Origin of the sequence: Caenimonas koreensis DSM 17982 (assembly GCF_009646335.1) — a bacterium.
GTDB classification, from domain to species: Bacteria; Pseudomonadota; Gammaproteobacteria; order Burkholderiales; family Burkholderiaceae_C; genus Ramlibacter; species Ramlibacter koreensis.
Genome location: NZ_WJBU01000006.1, coordinates 259,557 through 278,127, shown reverse-complemented (window position 1 = coordinate 278,127; position 18,571 = coordinate 259,557). Strand labels below are relative to the sequence as shown.

The 18,571-nt window shown below is 63.9% G+C and carries 15 protein-coding genes; 12 read left to right on the top strand and 3 right to left on the bottom strand.

The annotated features are described in order from the left end of the window. Positions 1-51 precede the first annotated feature (51 nt). From GHT07_RS08025 to GHT07_RS07995, 7 genes are read left to right on the top strand one after another with little or no spacing between them, the layout of a single operon-like run. On the top strand, positions 52-3,270 hold the full coding sequence (locus GHT07_RS08025) for a glycosyltransferase (protein WP_153584543.1): 3,219 nt from the start codon (positions 52-54) through the stop codon (positions 3,268-3,270). Continuing rightward, positions 3,267-4,373 carry a non-hydrolyzing UDP-N-acetylglucosamine 2-epimerase gene (wecB, locus tag GHT07_RS08020; RefSeq protein WP_153584542.1) on the top strand — a complete coding sequence of 369 codons (1,107 nt, stop codon included), beginning with the start codon at positions 3,267-3,269 and terminating at the stop codon, positions 4,371-4,373. The genes GHT07_RS08025 and wecB overlap by 4 nt, the downstream gene beginning before the upstream one ends. Beyond that, positions 4,364-5,467, top strand: coding sequence for a glycosyltransferase family protein (locus tag GHT07_RS08015; protein WP_153584541.1), 1,104 nt, complete (start codon positions 4,364-4,366; stop codon positions 5,465-5,467). The genes wecB and GHT07_RS08015 overlap by 10 nt, the downstream gene beginning before the upstream one ends. Continuing rightward, on the top strand, positions 5,464-6,285 hold the full coding sequence (locus tag GHT07_RS08010; RefSeq protein ID WP_153584540.1) for an ABC transporter permease: 822 nt from the start codon (positions 5,464-5,466) through the stop codon (positions 6,283-6,285). The genes GHT07_RS08015 and GHT07_RS08010 overlap by 4 nt, the downstream gene beginning before the upstream one ends. After that, positions 6,275-7,450, top strand: coding sequence for a GNAT family protein (locus GHT07_RS08005; RefSeq protein ID WP_153584539.1), 1,176 nt, complete (start codon positions 6,275-6,277; stop codon positions 7,448-7,450). Before GHT07_RS08010 ends, GHT07_RS08005 begins: the two co-directional genes overlap by 11 nt. Continuing rightward, the gene (locus GHT07_RS08000; protein ID WP_153584538.1) at positions 7,447-8,652 is read left to right on the top strand and encodes a glycosyltransferase family 4 protein; all 1,206 of its coding nucleotides are present in this window, start codon (positions 7,447-7,449) and stop codon (positions 8,650-8,652) included. Before GHT07_RS08005 ends, GHT07_RS08000 begins: the two co-directional genes overlap by 4 nt. Next, on the top strand, positions 8,645-9,370 hold the full coding sequence (locus GHT07_RS07995) for a PIG-L deacetylase family protein (RefSeq protein ID WP_194792875.1): 726 nt from the start codon (positions 8,645-8,647) through the stop codon (positions 9,368-9,370). The genes GHT07_RS08000 and GHT07_RS07995 overlap by 8 nt, the downstream gene beginning before the upstream one ends. Positions 9,371-9,393: 23 nt before the next feature. Here GHT07_RS07995 and GHT07_RS07990 read toward each other — a convergent pair whose 3' ends face one another. After that, positions 9,394-10,719, bottom strand: a complete 1,326-nt coding sequence (locus GHT07_RS07990) for an ABC transporter ATP-binding protein (RefSeq protein ID WP_153584536.1) — start codon at positions 10,717-10,719, stop codon at positions 9,394-9,396. 67 nt (positions 10,720-10,786) lie between these two features. After that, positions 10,787-12,772, bottom strand: a complete 1,986-nt coding sequence (locus tag GHT07_RS07985; protein WP_153584535.1) for an SDR family oxidoreductase — start codon at positions 12,770-12,772, stop codon at positions 10,787-10,789. A gap of 192 nt (positions 12,773-12,964) precedes the next feature. Between GHT07_RS07985 and GHT07_RS07980 the strand changes: the two genes are divergently transcribed. From GHT07_RS07980 to GHT07_RS07960, 5 genes are all read left to right on the top strand, one after another. Then, positions 12,965-13,477 carry a phasin family protein gene (locus GHT07_RS07980; RefSeq protein WP_153584534.1) on the top strand — a complete coding sequence of 171 codons (513 nt, stop codon included), beginning with the start codon at positions 12,965-12,967 and terminating at the stop codon, positions 13,475-13,477. A 135-nt stretch (positions 13,478-13,612) separates the two neighbouring features. After that, positions 13,613-14,872 carry a patatin-like phospholipase family protein gene (locus GHT07_RS07975; protein WP_153584533.1) on the top strand — a complete coding sequence of 420 codons (1,260 nt, stop codon included), beginning with the start codon at positions 13,613-13,615 and terminating at the stop codon, positions 14,870-14,872. A gap of 6 nt (positions 14,873-14,878) precedes the next feature. After that, a complete protein-coding gene (locus GHT07_RS07970) occupies positions 14,879-15,541 on the top strand; it encodes a TetR/AcrR family transcriptional regulator (RefSeq protein ID WP_153584532.1) in 663 nt (220 codons plus the stop codon). Between the two features lie 32 nt (positions 15,542-15,573). Next, entirely contained in the window at positions 15,574-16,347 is a 774-nt protein-coding gene (locus GHT07_RS07965) for a tetratricopeptide repeat protein (RefSeq protein ID WP_153584531.1), read from the top strand. A 95-nt stretch (positions 16,348-16,442) separates the two neighbouring features. Continuing rightward, entirely contained in the window at positions 16,443-16,910 is a 468-nt protein-coding gene (locus tag GHT07_RS07960) for a hemerythrin domain-containing protein (protein ID WP_153584530.1), read from the top strand. Here GHT07_RS07960 and GHT07_RS07955 read toward each other — a convergent pair whose 3' ends face one another. Continuing rightward, the gene (locus tag GHT07_RS07955; RefSeq protein ID WP_395687295.1) at positions 16,911-18,455 is read right to left on the bottom strand and encodes a wax ester/triacylglycerol synthase family O-acyltransferase; all 1,545 of its coding nucleotides are present in this window, start codon (positions 18,453-18,455) and stop codon (positions 16,911-16,913) included. Positions 18,456-18,571: the final 116 nt, after the last annotated feature.

Below are 18,571 nucleotides of genomic sequence, written 5' to 3'. Positions count from 1 at the left end.
GGCACAGCCCGTTCCGGCGGCAGCCAGTGCGCTTTCTTTCCGCAGTCTCCGATGCCCTCGCCCACGCCGTCCACCCACACCACCGGCGAGCACGCCACTGCCGACCTCTTCGAAGCCGCCGACACCAGCCGGCTTGTGAGCATCGTCGTTCGAAGCATGGACCGCCCGTCGCTCGGTCGGGCGCTGGCAAGCGTCGCCGCGCAGACATGGCCGTCCATTGAAGTCCTGGTGGTCAGCGCCAAAGGCCCCGGCCACCACCCCGTCGGCGAAAAGTGCGGCCCCCACGACATGCGGATGGTGGGCGGCTCAGCACCACTGGCCCGCTCCGCTGCCGCCAATGCCGGCATCGCCGCCGCCAACGGTGAATGGATCTGCTTCCTGGACGACGACGACTGGTTGGCGCCCACACATATAGAAATACTGGCCCGGCAATTCCTGCAGTCCCCTGGCGCCGTGGCAGCCTATTCCGGCGTCAGTTGTGTCGAGCAAGATGCTGCAAGCGGCGAAATGCGCGAAGTCATGCGCTACAACGAGCAGTTCGACGCGGCGCGCCTGCTCTGCGAGAACTACCTGCCGATCCATTCGGTGCTGTTCTCGCGCGCTGCCGCAACGCGCACGGCAGGCTTTGATGAAGCGCTCTCCATCTTTGAAGACTGGGATTTCTGGATCCAGCTCTCGCGCACCGGCTCGTTCGTCCATGTCGACAGCATCAGCGCGACCTATCTGCTCGGCTCAGGTGATTCGGGGCTGTACGGCAACACCGCGTTGCAGGAAGAATTTGCCAGGCGAATCCTCGACAAATGGCTGCCGGCCATCTCCCCTGTTGAATGGGCGCAAATCTGGGCCCTGTGTCGCCGGGGCCTTCGTGCCCAGGACGCCGCCGCGCAACTGCAGCAGGCGCGCGAGGATGCCCTCGCCGCCGTCAGCCGGGCATTGCAGGCCGAAGCGGATGCTGCCATGGCAAAACAAAACGCCGAAGCACAGCGCAAGCAGGCCGAAATCTGGAAGCAGGACGCCGCAGCAGCACGCGAAGCCACCGACCGCATGTTCGTCATGGCGACCGAGGCCGAGCGGCTCCGCGAGGAGGCCGCCTTGAGCCTCATGCGGCAAGGCGACGCCCTGCAAGTGGTCACGAGGGAGTATCACGAAGCGGTTGCGCTGCTGCAGGCCGAGCAATACACCGTCATGCGCCCACTCGCTCGAAACATCAAGCGGTTCGCGCGCACCGTCTGGCGGCGCCTGCCCTCCCCCGTGCAGGCCGCCGTGCGAAAGGTACTTGGCCGCCCCGCCGCAGTGGGCACCCCGGCACCGCCAGCCATCGTTCCTGGCAACGGCGACGCCCACGACTGGGCGCACTTACTGGCCGGCGGCAAGCCCGGCGCGTTCACGGTGATCCTCTTTCCCGTGATCGACTGGCACTTTCGAATCCAGCGCCCGCAACACCTGGCTCGCGAACTCGGCAAGCAGGGCCACCGCGTGCTGTACCTGAGCACAACGTTCGCTGCGGGCTCCACCCCCAGCGACACGCGGTTGATCGAGTCGCCCGCTGAAAACGTCCACCTGATTCAGCTCGCAATCGACGGCCCGGCGCCCAACATCTACGAAGACTCGCTGACGCCAGCGCAAGCCCTGCAGCTGGCCGAAGCGCTGACGTGGCTGCAGCAGGCGGCGGGCCTCGGCCAGCTTGTATCGCTGGTCAACCTGCCGTTCTGGCGACCCGTCGCAACGCGGCTGCCAGCCAACATCGTGGCTTACGACTGCATGGATTTCCACGCAGGCTTTTCGACCAACACTGGCACGATGCTCGGCGAAGAAGAAGCGTTGCTGCGCGACTGCGACCTGCTGATCACCACGTCCGGCCGGCTCGCTGAACTGATGCAGGCGCAAGCCCCCGGCAAACCGCACGCGCTCGTGCGCAACGGCACGCAGGTCGAGCACTTCGCCACGCCGCCAGCTGAGCTGAAGCTGCAGCCGGACGGCCGCCCGGTCATCGGTTATTTCGGTGCGATCAGCGAATGGTTCGACATGGGGCTGGTCGTGGATATCGCACGGGCCCGGCCCGACTGGCGATTCATCCTCGTCGGCTCGACTTTCGGCTGTGACGTATCGCAGGCCAGGCCCATGCCCAACATCGAGTTCATCGGCGAAGTGCCGTACGCGGAACTGCCGGGCTGGGTCCACGCTTTCGACGTGTGCCTCATTCCCTTCATCATCAACGAGCTCACCAGCTGCACAAACCCGGTGAAGGTGTACGAATACCTGAGCGCAGGCAAACAAGTGGTTGCGACGCGCATGCCCGAACTCGTTGCCATCGCGGACCAGGTGCGGCTGGCCGACGACGCGCCAGGCTTTGTGCAGCAGATCGAGCAGGCGTTGCAAGCCGACAGCGACACAACCGCCAGGATCGAAGCCGCTGCTGCCCGCCGCACATGGGCATCCAACCACTCGTGGGAAGCGCGTGGCGCACTCCTGTCGCAAGCGATCGCAGCGTCGTTCCCCAAGGTGAGCGTGATCGTGCTTTGCTACAACAACCTGGAGCTCACCAGGGCCTGCCTCCATTCAGTCGAGCACAACAGCCTGTGGCCCAACCTCGAACTGGTCGTCGTCGACAACGCCTCGTCAGATGGATCGCCGGCGTGGTTGACGCAGTTCGCCGCCACCAGGCCTTGGGTCAAGCTCATCCTCAGCGCGAAGAACACTGGCTTTGCAGCCGGCAACAACCTCGGCCTTGCTGCGGCGACGGGCGAGTTGCTGATCATGCTGAACAACGACACCGAGGTGTCGCCAGGCTGGATCCAGGGCCTGCGCCGGCACTTTGATCGTGAGCCCAAGCTCGGCATGGTCGGCCCCGTGACTGACAACATCGGCAACGAAGCGAAGATCGCCGTCGGCTATTCAGACCCTGCCGGCATGGCCGCATGGGCCATGTCGCGCACCGTGCGGCACGCCGGTGAGCAAATTCACTCGCGCGTGCTGGCGTTTTTCTGCGTGGCGCTGCGCCGCACGGTCTATGAAGAAGTCGGCGGCCTCGACGAAGCATTTGGCCTGGGCTTCTTCGAAGACGACGACTACTGCAACCGTGCGCGGCAAGCGGGCTGGCAGCTTGCCATTGCCGAAGACGTGTTCGTGCATCATCACCTCTCGGCGAGCTTCGACAAACTCAAGAGCTCGACGCGCCAGGAGCTGTTCGAGAAGAACAAGGCCATCTACGAACGCAAGTGGGGACCGTGGGTTCCACATGTTTACCGTGAAGCCGGGACGAGCGAATGAAGAAATGCAAGATCGTCTGTGTCGTCGGCACACGGCCTGAAGCCGTGAAGATGGCACCCGTGATCCTGGCGCTGAAAGCGCAGGCGTGGGCCGACGTCCGCGTGCTTGCCACCGCACAGCACCGCCACCTGCTCGACCAGGTCCTGCAGGTGTTCGGCATCGCACCCGACATCGACCTCGACATGATGCAGCCCAACCAGGACCTCACGGCCCTCACGGCGCGCATGTTGGTGGCGATGGATGCCGTGCTGAAGTCCGAGCGGCCGGACGTCGTTCTCGCGCAGGGCGACACGACCACCGTGATGGTCACCGCGCTCGCGTCGTTCTACCTGAACATTCCGTTTGGCCATGTTGAAGCCGGTTTGCGCACGGGCGACATGCGCCGCCCCTTCCCGGAAGAAATGAATCGCGTGCTCGCGGGCCATATGGCGCGCTGGCACTTCGCGCCGACCGAAAGCTCACGCAGCAACTTGCTGCGCGAAGGCATTGCCGACGCATCGGTGCACGTGACGGGCAACACCGTCATCGACGCGCTCCACATGATGGCCGGCAAGACGCCCGCAGCCACAGTGGCCCCTGGCCGCCGGCTGATGCTGGTGACCGCACACCGGCGCGAGAGCTTCGGCGCGCCTTTCGTCGACATCTGCACGGCCATCCGCACGCTGGTCGATCGCAATGACGATCTCGAAGTGCTCTACCCCGTGCACCCCAACCCGAACGTCAAGAAGGTGGTCGATGAACTGCTCGGCAGCCATCCGCGCATCTCGCTGATCGCGCCGCTCGATTACCAGCCGTTCGTCGCCGTGATGAAGGCCGCGACGCTGATCCTCACTGATTCAGGCGGCGTGCAGGAAGAAGCACCAGCGCTGGGCAAACCTGTGCTTGTGCTGCGCGAAGAAACCGAGCGGCCCGAGGCCGTGTCTGCCGGCGTCGTGCAACTGGTCGGCACGAATTCAGCGCGTGTGGTCGAGGCAGCGCAGCGCCTGCTCGACGACCCAGCCGCCTACCGCGCCATGGCCAAGGGCGTGTCCCCCTATGGCGATGGCCATGCGGCGGCGCGCATCGTGGCTGTGCTCCAGCAGTTCCACGCAACGTGCAACTGATCTATTTCTCGGCAGTTCCCTGGGCCAGCTTTCGCCAGCGTCCGCACGAATTCGCGCAGTGGGCGCATGAGCGCGTGGGCGCCAAGGTGCTGTGGGTCGAGCCGTATCCGGTGCGGCTGCCTGCGCTCGCCGATCTGTCGCGCCCTGCCGTCACGTCCGCGCAAATGCCGACGCCCGCCTGGCTGCAACTCGTTGCACCGCGCGCGTTGCCAGTCGAGCCACTCGCGATGGGGCGCTGGCTCAATCGCACGCTGTTCTGGAAGCCGGTCGTCGATAGCGTGCGCGAATTCGCGCAACGCGATGCGCATACGGTCCTCGTCGTCGGCAAACCATCGGACCTTGCATTGCACGCGATGAACGCATTGCAAGACGCCAAGTGCTTCTACGACGCGATGGATGAATTTCCGGCGTTCCATCACGGCATGGCGCGCCGGACCAGCGAAGCGATCGAATCCGCCATCGTTCAACAGTGCTCAGCATGCAGCACCTCATCGACCTACCTCGCGACCAAGTTGCGAGCGCGCAATCCGAACGTGCTGCTCGTACCCAACGGCCTGGCCTCTGATCGCATGCCAGCTGCGCAGACGGATGCCTCTGCTGACGCAGCATTCGGCTACGTCGGCACGATTGGCCCCTGGTTCGACTGGGCGTGGGTGGCGCAGCTCGCGTCGGCATGGCCCGAGCGGCGAATCGAGATCCATGGCCCGCTCTATCGCAAGCCGCCTGCGGTGCTGCCGGCCAATATCAGCCTGCACCCGGCGCTGCCGCACGACAAAGCGATGGAAAAGATGACACGCTTTGCCGCCGGGCTGATCCCTTTCCTGCGCACGCAGCTCACCGAGTCAGTGGACCCTGTGAAGTACTACGAGTACCGCGCGCTCGGCCTGCCCGTTATCAGCACGCCGTTTGGCGAAATGCGCACGCGCGATCGTGATCCGCGCGTGGTGCTCACCGACAAGCCCGCTGATGAGCGCGCGCGCATCGAACAGCTGCTGGGCACACACGATGCGGCAGAATCAGTCACCGCATTTCGCGCGGCCAACGACTGGAGCGTGCGCTTCGAGCCGATGGCCGCGCTGCTCACCGACACATGACCTCGCTCACCCAACTGCTGCGCCGCACGCACCCGCTCATACCGGTGCTGCATCGCTACATGGTGTTCCAGCTGATCCGCCGCGACATCCGTTCGCGCTATGAAGGCTCAGTGATCGGGCTGGGCTGGACGCTGCTTTATCCGCTGTTGATCCTGAGCGCCTACACATTTGTCTTTCGTGCTGTATTCAAGGCGCGCTGGCCGGGCGGCGGCGACAGCACGGCGGAATTCGCACTGCAAGTGTTCGCGGGCCTTGTCATCTTCAACCTGTTCGGCGAACTGCTGGGCCGCTCGCCGCGCCTCGTGCTAGAGCAGCCCAACCTCGTCAAGCGCGTCGTGTTCCCGCTGGAAATCCTGGCGTGGGTCGCGGTCGGCACGGCGATGTTCCATGGCGTTCTTGCGCTTGCGGTGATGATGGCTGCGCTCGTGTGGACAGGCGCCGGCCTGACGCCGTGGGTGATGGTGATTCCACTCGTGCTCGCGTGCTGTGTGCCCTACATGCTGGGCCTTGCATGGCTACTGTCAGGCCTGGGCGTATTCATTCGCGACATCGCGCATGCCGTGGGGCCAGCAGTAAGTATGCTGCTGTTCCTGTCGCCGGTGCTGTATCCCTCGCGTGCATTGCCTGGCTTCCTGCAGGGCCTGCTCTGGCTCAACCCCTTGACGGTGCCCATCGAAAACCTGCGGCACCTCGCCATCGAAGGCGTTGCGCCGGACTGGCAGGCGCTTGCGATCTACACGCTCGTGGGCCTCGCGTTCGCATGGCTCTCATACCGCCTGTTCGAGCGGCTGCGGCCCGCATTCGCCGATGAGGTCTGATCCTCGCGAGACCATGACGCCGAACGGCACCGGCGACGCGGCCCTGATCGAAGCGCTGGCGCAGCGCAGCCTGGGCGTGCCGGCTGGCGAGCGCGTTGACCTCGACGACTTGCAGGCACGCGACCGATGCGGCCCCGCGCTGTTTGCATCCCTTGCACGGCGATTCGGCTGGGCGCACGACGACGCCGGCTGGCTGCGCGAACGCGTACCTCGCTGGACACCCGCGTGGGTGCAGCCCCACCACGAAGAAGCGTGGATGGCGCTGTTCGAAAAAGCATTCGGCTACCGGATGGCGACATCGCTGTGGCGCTGGAAGTACCGCAACAACCCGTTGCCCGGCATGGGCGCGTGGCGTGATGGCGAACTCGTCGCCTTCTATGGCGGCATGACGCGCGAGGTGATCTACAACGGCAAGCTGGAACGCACGCTGCAGATCGGCGACGTGATGACGCTTCCCGACGAGCGCGCCGTGATGACGCGAACCGGCCCCTTCCAGATCGCAGGCTCGACCTACATCGAGCGCACGTCTGGCTACGGCATGCCGACACTCTTCGGTTACGGCTTTCCGACCGACAAGGCATTGAAGATGGCCGAGCGTCTGGGCCTGTACAAGCAGGTGGACCAGATGATGGAGCTGTCGTGGACGCCGCTCGACCCACCCGCTGTTGCGCTGGAGTCCACGTATCAGGCGACCGAACAGAGCGCAGCGGCTGTCGACAAGCTCTGGCGCGCAATGGCTGCGGCGATGACCGGCAGCGTCGTCGGCATACGCGACTACAAGTACCTCGCCGATCGCTACCAGTCGCATCCGCTCAACCGTTACGAGTGCCTGCTGGTGCGGCATCGCATCACGCGGCAGGCGCGCGGCGTGGTGGTCATGCGCGACCGTGGCGAAGAAGGCGGCATTGAACTGCTCGACTTGATCGGCCCGCCCGCCCACTGGCCCCGCCTGATTCTCGCGGTGCGCCGCCTGCTCGCACGCAATGCCCGCAAGCGCGCCTACCTGTGGACCACGCGCAGCCATGCCGCCATGCTCGACGCCACATCGCCTGTCGTCGCCGAAATGGAACTGATGGTGCCCGCCAACGTCTGGACGCCAGGGCCGTCAGCCGAAGAACTGCAGGGCAAGTGGTGGCTCACCGGCGGTGACACGGATTTCCGATGACAGGCACCAACATGCGCGTGTTGATGGTCACTCGCGAGACGGCGCCCGACAAGCGCTATGGACTCGGGCGCAGCCTCACACCGATGGTTGAGGAGTTACAGGCGCGCGGCATCGACACACGCTACTACTGCCAGGACGACCTGACACCTGCGCAACTGCAATGGCGCGATGCGCTGTGGCAACGCATATCGAAATGGCGCGGCTTGCGCGGGCGCGCAGATCGCCTGGCGCTCGCACGTGCGTGGATCGAGCGTCTGCAAGTCGGCACAGCTGCCGGCCGGATCGCGATTGCCGAGGGCTACACCCACGTGCATGCGCACGACCCGTGGCTGGCCGCTGGCGTTTCGCACGCGCTGAGTAAACAAGCCAACAGCGTGCGCTGGGGCCTGACCGAACATGGCTTTGGCAGCTACAGCGTCGCCACTCAGCTGGACGGGCTCGATCAGGGGCCGTTGACGCAATGGCTGCTGCGTCGCATTGAAAAGAAGGTGCTGGCGCGCGCGGATTGGATCATCGCGCCGACGAAGGCGTGCCTGACTGAGCTCGCGCGTGAATTGCGCGTTGGCGGCATCCCCAGACACTGGCATGAAGTGCCGCATGCAAAGCCCGCGATCGCGCCGCGGGACGACGCATCGCGCCTTGCCAGCCGCGACCGGCTGAACTGGGCTCCGGATGAATTGGTCGTGGTCTCAGTGGGCCGCCTCGTGCCGTTGAAGTGCTTTGACCGGCTCATCGCTGCATGCGCGAAGGCGAGCGTTGCGCACATCCGCCTGGCGATTCTGGGCGGCGGCGATCCTGCGGAACTACAAGCTGTCGCGGCGCAGAACGGGCTGGCAGGCCGCGTTGAATTCGCGTTCGTCGATGACGTCACACCCTACCTGCACGGCGCGGACATCTACGTGAGTGCAAGCAGCACAGAGTCATTCGGCCTCGCCAACCTCGAAGCACTGTGCGCGGGCCTGCCCAGCATCTGCAGCCCGGTGGGTGGCGTGCCTGAAGTGGTCGGCGATGGCGCATGGCTCGTGCCGAACGACATCGCATCGCTCGCGAAAGCCATCGCATCACTGGCCGGCGACGCAGCATTGAGGCACGATAGTGCACACCGTGCACTGGCCCGCGCCGCAAGCTGGCCCACCGTCCAGGACATCACTCAACGCTATGTGGACATCTATCAAGCGGCTCTTCGCAACACCCATGGCTGAAGGCGCAACGCCGTCGCCTCAGGCAGGCGAGAGCGAACCGCAAGGCGGCACACCGCTGCCCGTGATGCTGGATCTCGCGTCGGCGCGGCGCGTGCTCGTGATCGCACCGCATCCCGACGACGAAACGATGGGCTGCGGCGGAACGATTGCGTTGCTCGCAAAGCACATTGAAGTGCAGGCCGTGCTCGTGACCAATGGAGACGGCGCGGGTGAACTGCCACCGGGCACGAGCGAAACACGCAAGGCGGAAATGACGGCCGCGCTGCAACTGCTTGGCGTGACGCGGCCTACGATTTTTCTCGATGAGCCGGACGGCCACTTTGCCGATTCGCCAGCATTTCGTGCGCGCCTGGCAAAAATCATCGAAGACTTCCAGCCGAACTGGGTCTTCGTGCCGTGGCTGCTCGATTCGCATCCGGATCACTGGCGCATCGCGCGTGCGAGCTGCGCGGTGCTTGCGGGATCGAACGTCGAGAAGATTCTTTACTACGAGATCTGGACGCCGCTGCCAGCCACGCACGTGGTGGACATCACGTCGGTTGCCGACCAGAAGCGCAACGCCGTGCTGTGCCACGCGACGGCGCTGAAGTACGGCAACTACGTTGAAGCGACGTTCGGCTTGAACGCGTATCGCTCGATCTACGTGCCCTCACGCGAAACGCGCTACGCCGAAGTATTTGCTGTGCGCACGCCTGCGGACTGCACGCGCACTGCCTGAGGCAGAAAACAGCACGCAGCAGCTTACCTGTTGTGGCCCGGCGAGAGTTCCCAGGTGTGGGGCAGATCGATCGCACCCGGCTCGGGCCGCGCATCGACGACCGTGAGCGTCGCTATCCGCTTGGCCTCGGTATAAAAGTGCAGCGCGTCGGGCGTGCCGAGGTAGGCGCTGAGGACGTATTCACCCTTGCGCAGCGGAATGCTGTCGAAGCGCATCGTTGCTGTACCGCGCCCGTTCTTGTCACGCTGCAGCACGACGCCATCGCTCTTGGAGACGACGCTCGACAAGATCATCAGCGTGCCGATCTCGAACGTCATGCCGGCAGCCGGCGTTGGTAACGCGGGGTCGGATTCGAATTCGATCGTCACGCGCAATGTGCATTGCACGCCTGATTCGCACGTCAGCTGGTCCGACACCACGCCGTTGATCGACGTTTCGACGCGCGTGATCTGCGCATAGCCCGGCGTGCTCGTTGGTGTGTCCACATGCACGGCCGGGCCAGCTTGCGCCGCCTTCGCAGACGTATCACCCTGCACCACCGCCGGTGCTGACACGGCGAGCGCTGGCGCCGACTGCGCTGCCAGGAACAGCATGTACTCGCGCACGACCTCATGCGGCGCACCCATCGCCCGCACCTGCCCCTTGTCGAGCCACACCACACGCGTGCAGAACGCTTCAACCTGGTACAGCGCATGCGAGCAGAACAGGATCGTGGTGCCGCGCTCCTTCATCTTCAGGATGCGGTCGAACGACTTGCGCGCGAATTCACCGTCGCCTACTGAGAGCGCTTCATCGACCACCAGAATGTCTGGGTCCACGCTCGTCGCCAATGCAAATGCAAGGCGCACGAACATGCCGCTCGAGTACGTCTTGACGGGTTGGTCGATGAACGGGCCGATGCCGGAGAACTCAATGATGGACTCGAGGCGGTCCTGCAGTTGCTCACGTGTCAGCCCCAGCAGCGGGCCGTTGAGCAGCAGGTTGTCGCGGCCAGAAAAATCGGGGTTGAAGCCAGCGCCGAGTTCGAGCAGCGCGGCGATGCGGCCTTCGACCTCCAGCGTTCCAGTCGAAGGCTTGAGCGTGCTGCAGAGCATCTGCAGCAGTGTGGATTTACCCGCGCCGTTTTGCCCCACCACGCCCAGCACATCGCCCTTGCGCACGTCCAGGCTGAAGTCACGCAATGCCCAGAAACTGCCCTGCGACAAGTCGCGCCCAAAGAGCACCGACCTCAGCCGCTGCAGCGGACTCGCGAATGATGTGTAGGCCTTGCCGAGATTGGAAGCGCGGATGACGATCGGTCGATCGTCGGCGAGTGCTTGCTCTTCAGTAGTGGGGGGCGCTTCGGTCATGGGTTCCTGATGGGAAGCGCGATTTTCCCATAGCCCCCGCCCCGCTAGCGACTCCCCAGGTGAATGCTTAGAAGTGAATTCCTTGCATCATTTGTTGCAGCGCGATTGCCTCCGGCGACAGCGTTGGCTTGCCGCTCTTGTCGCCCTTGGCCGCAGCCGAGTCCGGGAACATCCGGAAGCTCGTGTTCATCGCAATCTGCGCCACACGCGGCATCAGTGCATGCAACACCTGGCCCGTGATGCCCAGGCGTGTCGCGATGCGCACCGGTTTGCTCACACACGCATCCGCGATCATGTCGGCGGCCTCTTCAGGCGCGAGCGTCGGCACGTTCTTGTAGATGTTCGTCGGCGCAATCATCGGCGTGCGAACGAGCGGCATGTTGATCGTGGTGAAGCTGATGCCGCGGTCGGCGAACTCGCTCGACGCGCAACGCGTCCAGGCATCGAGCGCTGCCTTCGAAGCCACATACGCAGAAAAGCGCGGCGCGTTCGTCAACACACCAATCGAGCTGATGTTGACCACATGGCCCTTCTTCTTTTCGACCATGGCAGGCAGCAGGCCCATCGTCACGCGCAGGCAGCCGAAGTAGTTCAGCTGCATCGTGCGCTCAAAGTCATGGAAGCGGTCGTAGCTCGCCTCAATCGCGCGGCGGATCGAGCGGCCCGCGTTGTTGATCAGGAAGTCGACGCCGCCATGGTTGGCGATCAGCTCCTTCACGAAGCGGTCGCAGTCGGCCATGTCCGCAATATCCGCCGGATAGGCGATGAACTCGTAACCCTTCGCCTTGGCTTCCTTGCAGGCTTCGTCGAGCTTTTCCTGGTCGCGGCCGCAGATGATGGTCACAGCACCTGCTTCAGCAAACTTGTGCGCTGCCGCCAGGCCAATGCCCGACGAGCCGCCCGTGACCAGCACGACCTTGCCGCCCACGGTGCCGCGCAGCGAACGGTCGATATGCAGATCAGGATCGAGGTGACGCTCCCAGTAGTCCCACAAGCGCCATGCGTAGTCCTTCAGGTTCGGCACTTCAATGCCCGAGCCTTTGAGGATGGCCTGCGAGTCACGGCTGTCAAAGCGCGTGGGGTAGTTCACGAAGGTCAGGATGTCTTCGGGCAGCGCGAGATCTTTCATGATCGCGCTGCGGATGCGGCGCACCGGCGCGACTCCCATCAAGCCTTTCTTCACGCTCTTGGGAATGAAGCCCAGCAGCGCTGCATTGATGAACAGGTTCATCTTCGGCGCATGCGCAGCGCGGCTGAAGATGTCGAGCACATCGCCCACGCGATAGCCGACCGGGTCCACCAGATGGAACGCGCGCTTTTCGATGCCGGCCTTGTGGCTGATGTAATCGAGCGCGTTCACCACATAGTCCACAGGCACGATGTTCACGCGGCCGCCTTCCAGGCCCACAGCGGGCAGCCACGGCGGCAGGATCTGGCGCATGCGCTGGATCAGCTTGAAGAAGTAATACGGGCCGTCGATCTTGTCCATCTCGCCTGTGTGCGAGTCGCCCACGACCATCGCGGGCCGGTACACCGTCCACGGCACCTTGCATTCCTTGCGCACGATTTTTTCGCTCTCGTGCTTGGTGAGGAAATACGGGTGCTCGTAGTTCTCGGCCTCCTCGAACATGTCTTCGCGAAACACGCCTTCGTACAGGCCCGCTGCCGCGATGGACGACACATGATGGAAGTGGCCAGCGTCGATGGCCTTCGCGAACTCGACGGTATTGCGCGTGCCTTCGATGTTGACGGCGATCTGGCTTTCTTCATCAGCCGACAAGTCGTACACCGCAGCAAGATGGTGGAAGTGATCGATCTGGCCCTTGAGCTTTTTGATGTCTTCGGAAGACACGCCGAGCTTCTTGCTCGTGAGGTCGCCGAACACGGGCACGGTGCGTGCCGCAGATGCACTCCAGTACTCGCGCAGCTCGGGGATCTTGCCCTCGCTTTCCTTGCGCATCAGGAAATACACCGTGGAGCCCTTGCGCTCCAGCAGCTTCTTGACGAGGCGCTTGCCGATGAACCCGGTGGCGCCGGTAACGAAATACTGCATGAGTGCTCCTCGTTGAATTGATGTTGCTCTGCCGCATTCTGCGCAAAAGTGCGGGTGCGATCATTCCGCACAAACCCGCGCGCCGGATAGGTGCAGCGCCTTCCCGTTTCTAGAAGAGGGCACCTACACGGCTGGCCGCGCGGGCCTTACATTGGCCCACGCACAACATATCCATCCACAGGAGAACTCCACATGGTCAAGAAAATGCAAAAAGCCGAAGCCACCGGCACCCAGAAGTCCGCCGCGCAACTGTCGGGCACCGTCAAGGAATCGGCCCAGCAGATCTGGCTGGCAGGTCTCGGCGCTTTCGCCAAGGCACAGGAAGAAGGCGGCAAGGTCTTCGAAGCCCTGGTCAAGGAAGGCACTTCCATCCAGCGCAAGACACAAGCTGTCGCTGAAGAAAAGATCACTGAAGCCACCAGCCGCATGGCCTCGATGGCCACCGACATTTCCTCCAAGGCATCGGGCCAGTGGGGCAAGCTCGAAGACATCTTCGAAGAGCGCGTTGCCAAGGCACTGAACAAGCTGGGCGTGCCTTCGTCGAAGGACATCGACGTGCTGGTCGCACGCATCGACGAACTCAATCGCAATGTGGTTGCCATGGGGGGCAAGAGCGCTTCGGCCACCAAGCCGGCCGCCAAGCCCGCAGCCAAGGCAGCGAAGAAAGCGGCGACCAAGCGCGCAGCACCGCGCAAGACGGCCTGACAGGCTGTGCGGCGTGCGCAGTCGCATTTGACAGAACAGGGCGCTTCGGCGCCCTTCTTTTTGTCCGGTCGCAGGCACCGCGCATTGCTGCAATGCAGCAGGAACTGCGTTTCAAGCCACCTACACTGACTGATCATGAGCAGCAAATCCAAAACCAAGCCCACCATCGCACTCGCCCTGGCTGGTGGCGGCCCGCTGGGGGCGATTTACGAGATAGGCGCCCTGTGCGCGCTCGACGAGGCACTCGTCGGCCTGGACTTCCGGCAACTCGATCATTACGTGGGCGTGTCTGCCGGAGGTTTCATCGCCGCCGGGCTTGCCAATGGCATGTCCCCGCGCGAGCTGTGCGCCGCGTTCATCGAAAACGATGAACGCGCAGGCGACCTCTTCGATCCTTCGTGGTTGATGGTGCCGGCCTACAGCGAGTTCGCGCGGCGGGCGATCATGTTTCCTGGCCTGGCGACAGCAGCGCTGTGGGGCGTGACCTTCGGCGGCAGGTCGATCACGCATTCGCTCGAGCGGCTGGGCCCTATCCTGCCGACGGGCCTGTTTGCCAACGACCTCGTCCACAGCCGCCTGGCTGACCTGTTCACCCGCGATGGCCGCACCAACGATTTCCGGCAGCTCAAGGCGCGCCTGACCCTGGTGGCTACCAACCTTGACACCGGCGAAGCGGCGCCGTTCGGCCGCGCGGGCTGGGACCACATCCCGATCTCCAAGGCCGTGCAGGCAAGCTCTGCGCTGCCGGGGTTGTTTCCGCCGGTCGAGATCGACGATCACTACTACGTCGATGGCGCCCTGAAGAAAACCATGCACGCCTCCGTCGCGCTCGACGAAGGCGTTGACTTGATGCTCTGCCTCAATCCGCTGGTGCCCTTCAATTCCACGGTCGACGCGAACGCACGCGTGATGCGTCGGGGCCTGCCGCGCGAAAAGCGCAGCATCCCGCGCATTTCCGATGGCGGGCTTCCGGCTGTGCTGTCGCAAACCTTCCGCTCCATCATCCATTCGCGCATGGAGCTGGGCATGAAGCACTATGAGCGCGCCTATCCCCGGGCCGACATCGTCCTCATCGAGCCCGATCACCGCGACCCCGAGCTGTACCTGGCCAACACGTTCAGCTACGGCAAGCGCAGGCAGCTGGCCGAGCACGCTTACCAGCAAACCCGCGCGATGCTGCGGTCACGGCGCACGTCGCTGGCGGCAAAGTTCGCGCGCCATGGCATCACGCTCGACGGCGATGTGCTGGACGATCCACGCCGCCACCTGCTCGCGCCGCGCCCGTCGCCCACGCGCATCGGCCGCGCGATTGCCTCGCTGCAGGAGGTGATGGACGACCTGGGGCACATCGTGCGGCCGGCGCAGCCCGTGCAGCCCGTGCGTGTGAACGCCTGATCCATCATGGTCAAAAAGGCGCCCCGCCGCACCGCCGAGCGCATCCTTGAGGTGACGCTCGAGCTGTTCAACCGCTTTGGCGAACCCAACGTCTCGACGACGCTGATCTCCGCCGAGATGAACATCAGCCCGGGCAACCTCTACTACCACTACCCGGCCAAGGACGAGCTGATCAACTCGCTCTTTGACCGCTACGAACGCAGCCTGAGCGAACTGCTCAACGCGAGCGACGGTGTGCGCGATGTGGAAGACGCCTGGTTCTTCATGCATTCGCTGTTCGAGCTGATCTGGCAATACCGCTTCCTGTACCGCGACCTGAACGATCTGCTGTCGAAAAACAGGCGGCTTGAAACGCACTTCCAGTGGGTGCTCAAGAACAAGACGCGCTCGATCAAGGCGATGCTCGACGGCATGGCCCGCTCCGGCGCGCTCACGATCGACTCGCGCGAAGTCGAAGCGACGGCCACCAGCATGGTCGTCGTGCTGACTTACTGGCTGAGCTACGAATACGTGCGCGATCCGCGTCGCGCGCTCGAGCCTGAAAACGCCCAGCTCGCGCTGCTGCGCGGCGCCCACCACGTGCTCAATCTGCTGGTACCCTACCTTGAGCAGGGACAGCGCATGCATTTGCTCGGACTGGTCTCAGCTTACAGCCAGCCCGCCGCCTGACAGACCCCACAAGAACAACGACCGGAGACAAGATGGCGAAGTGGACAGCGTTTCCGCACCTGGGCGACTACCAGTTCGACCGGGCCAGCGTGAAGAAACATTGGCTGCGCCTGCACGCCGGTGACGCAGAGCCGTTGCCTTCCAGCCCACAGGTCATCGATGCGTGGGCGCTGTTCCACAACGGCGAATTCCAGAAGGCGGCTGAAGCAGGTGTGGCAGCGGGCGGCGATGGCATCACCGTGGCCAACAAGGCCACCGCCATCTATGCCAACTATCTCGAGAAAAAAGAGAAAGTGCGGCTCGACCTGTTCACGGAAGTCGCGCAGCGCGCTGCATTGCAGGCCAGCGATCATCCTGGCAATGCCAACGCCTGGTACTGGCAGGCCTATGCGCTTGGCCGCTACAGCCAGGGCATCAGCGTGGCCAAAGCGCTCGCACAGGGACTGGGCGGCAAGGTCAAGGACGCGCTTGAAAAAGCGATCCGCCTGCAGCCCCACCATGCGGACGCCCACATTGCCCTGGGCACCTTCCACGCCGAAGTCATCGACAAGGTGGGCACGCTCATCGGCGGGATGACCTACGGCGCCCGCAAGGACTTGGGCCTGAAGTTCTTTCAGGAGGCGATCAAGCTGCAGCCGGCATCGGCCATCGCCATGATCGAATACGCCAACGGCCTCGTCATGCTCGAAGGCGACAAGAAAGCCCGTGAGGCGACGCGCCTTTACGAACAGGCCGCAGCTGCCGAGCCCTTCGACGCGATGGAGTCGCTCGACGTCGAGCTCGCGCGCGCAGAACTGCAGGGTTAGCTGCGCGCGCGGCACCGCCGCTGCGACGCGCGCCGTCGACGACATGCGATGCGCGCCTACAGACGAGCTTGGCGCCACTGGGCAACATGCGCGGCATGAACATCTTCGAAGCCCTTCGCCTGTCGCACGACACGCAACGCGCCCTCGCCACACAGATCCTGGACACGCAAGGCGACTCGGCCGAACGTGTACGCCTGTTTCGCGAGCTCAAACACGAACTTGCGGCGCACGCCGCTGCCGAAGAACGCTGGTTCTACAGCCCGCTGATCGATTTCGACGAGACGCAGGCGCAGTCACGTCACGGCATGGCCGAACACCACGAGATGGACAAGCTCGTCGATGAACTGAACCAGATGGAGATGAGCTCTTCGGGCTGGATCGCCCATTTCAGGAAGCTGCACCACAAGGTGTTTCACCACCTGGAAGATGAAGAACACGCCATCTTCCAGCTGGCCGGCAAGGTGCTCACGGAAAAGCAGAAGACAGCTCTCGCACTTTCCTACGAAGAGGAATTCGCAAAGCTGCGACTGGGCGAGATGCCGACCAGTTCGGCAGAGAGCTGATCAGTCACCCCACGGCAGCATCAGCGTCACCAGGCTGAGCTTGGCGAATTCGGGCGCGAATTCATCGATGATGAGTTGCGGATCGGGGCACAGCGTGGTGTCGGTGATCACGCCGAACTGCACGCCACCGCCGTAGCTCAAGATCGACACACCCAGCCCGATGTCGCCGGATTGCGGCACCCAGAACATGCTCTGCTCCAGCGTGGAGCCCAGCAGCTTCAGCTTGTCGCGCGGGCCGGGCACATTCGTCATCACGGCCGTGGTCTTCTTGCCGAACAGGTTGAGCATGGCGTCCTGCGCAGGCTTGATCAAGAGGCCCGCAATGGCCAGCATGCCAAACGCCAGCAGCGGCTGCGTGCTGCCCTTGAGCGCGCTCATGCGCCTGCGCACTTCATACACACGCTCGATCGGGTTTTCCATGCCGATGGGCAGCACCAGCGGCACCAGGCCGAACCGGTTCCCCAGCTTGTAGGCCTGGTCGAGCGGGCGCAGGTTCACAGGGATCATCGCGCGGATTTCCTGGCCCGTGACGTCATCGCCTTGCGTGCGCAAATACTCGCCGATGGCGCCGGCCACGCACGACAACAGCACATCATTGATCGAGCAGTTGAGCGCACGGCTGACGGCTTTGACTTCTTCAAGCGGCAGCGGGTCGCACCAGGCCACACGCTTTTTGACGCCCGGCTTGCCTTTGAGGCGCGTCTTCGAATCGTCAGGCATCAATGCCAGCGCTGCGATGTCGCTCACCACCTGGTACGCGAGCTTGGCAAGATCAAGCGATCCGGCCATGCCCTTTTGCGGGTCACGCAACATGCCCAGGGCGTTGGCAGCGCCCTCACCTGCTGCGCCCAGGGCCTTGACCGTCATGTGGGTGAACGGCTTGATCAGCGTGTCGGCGATCCAGTCTTCAGCGCCCGTGACGGCGTTGGCCCGGCGGCTGCGCTCGGGCGGCGGCGCACCGCCATCGACGAGCGACATCGTGACTGAGATGAGCGCGATGCCATCGGCAATGCAGTGGTGGATGCGCACCAGCATCGCGCTGCCGCCCTGGTAGTCCTCGATCAGGTGGAACTGCCACAGCGGATGACTCGTGTCGAGCGGCTGCATGGCCAGCTCTCCAACGCGGTCCTGCAAAACCGCCTGCTCGTGGGCGTGCGCGCGCTTGGGCAGCTTCTCGCGCACGACATGGCGTTCGATATCGAAATCATCGTCTTCGACCCACGTCGCGCCCGCGGTGTCTTCTTCCACCCGCTGGCGAAAGCGCGGGTACTTCAGCAGGCGCTCCTCGACGCGCTGGCACAGGTCTTCATAGCGGATGCCCGGCTTGATCGTCCACACGCCCACGATCATCATCAGGTTGGAGGGCGAGTCCATCCGCAGCCACGCGGTGTCGACCTTGGTCATGCGCTCGCCTGCGAGGCCGAGCATGCCGGTGGCAGCGTGCGTCGCGTTCTTCTGGACGTTGCGAACCGCTTTGCGGGCTGTCTTGCTGGCCGTCTTGGCTACGGTCCTGGCGACCTGGCTGGCGACGATGCGAGTGACCATGTGAGTTCTCTCCGGAGATAGCGATACCACCCCTATTCTGGGCGGGCGGCTGCACGTAAGATACCGCGAAGTTACCCGCACCCCGCGGCAAGATCATTTTCGAAGGAGCCCGATCC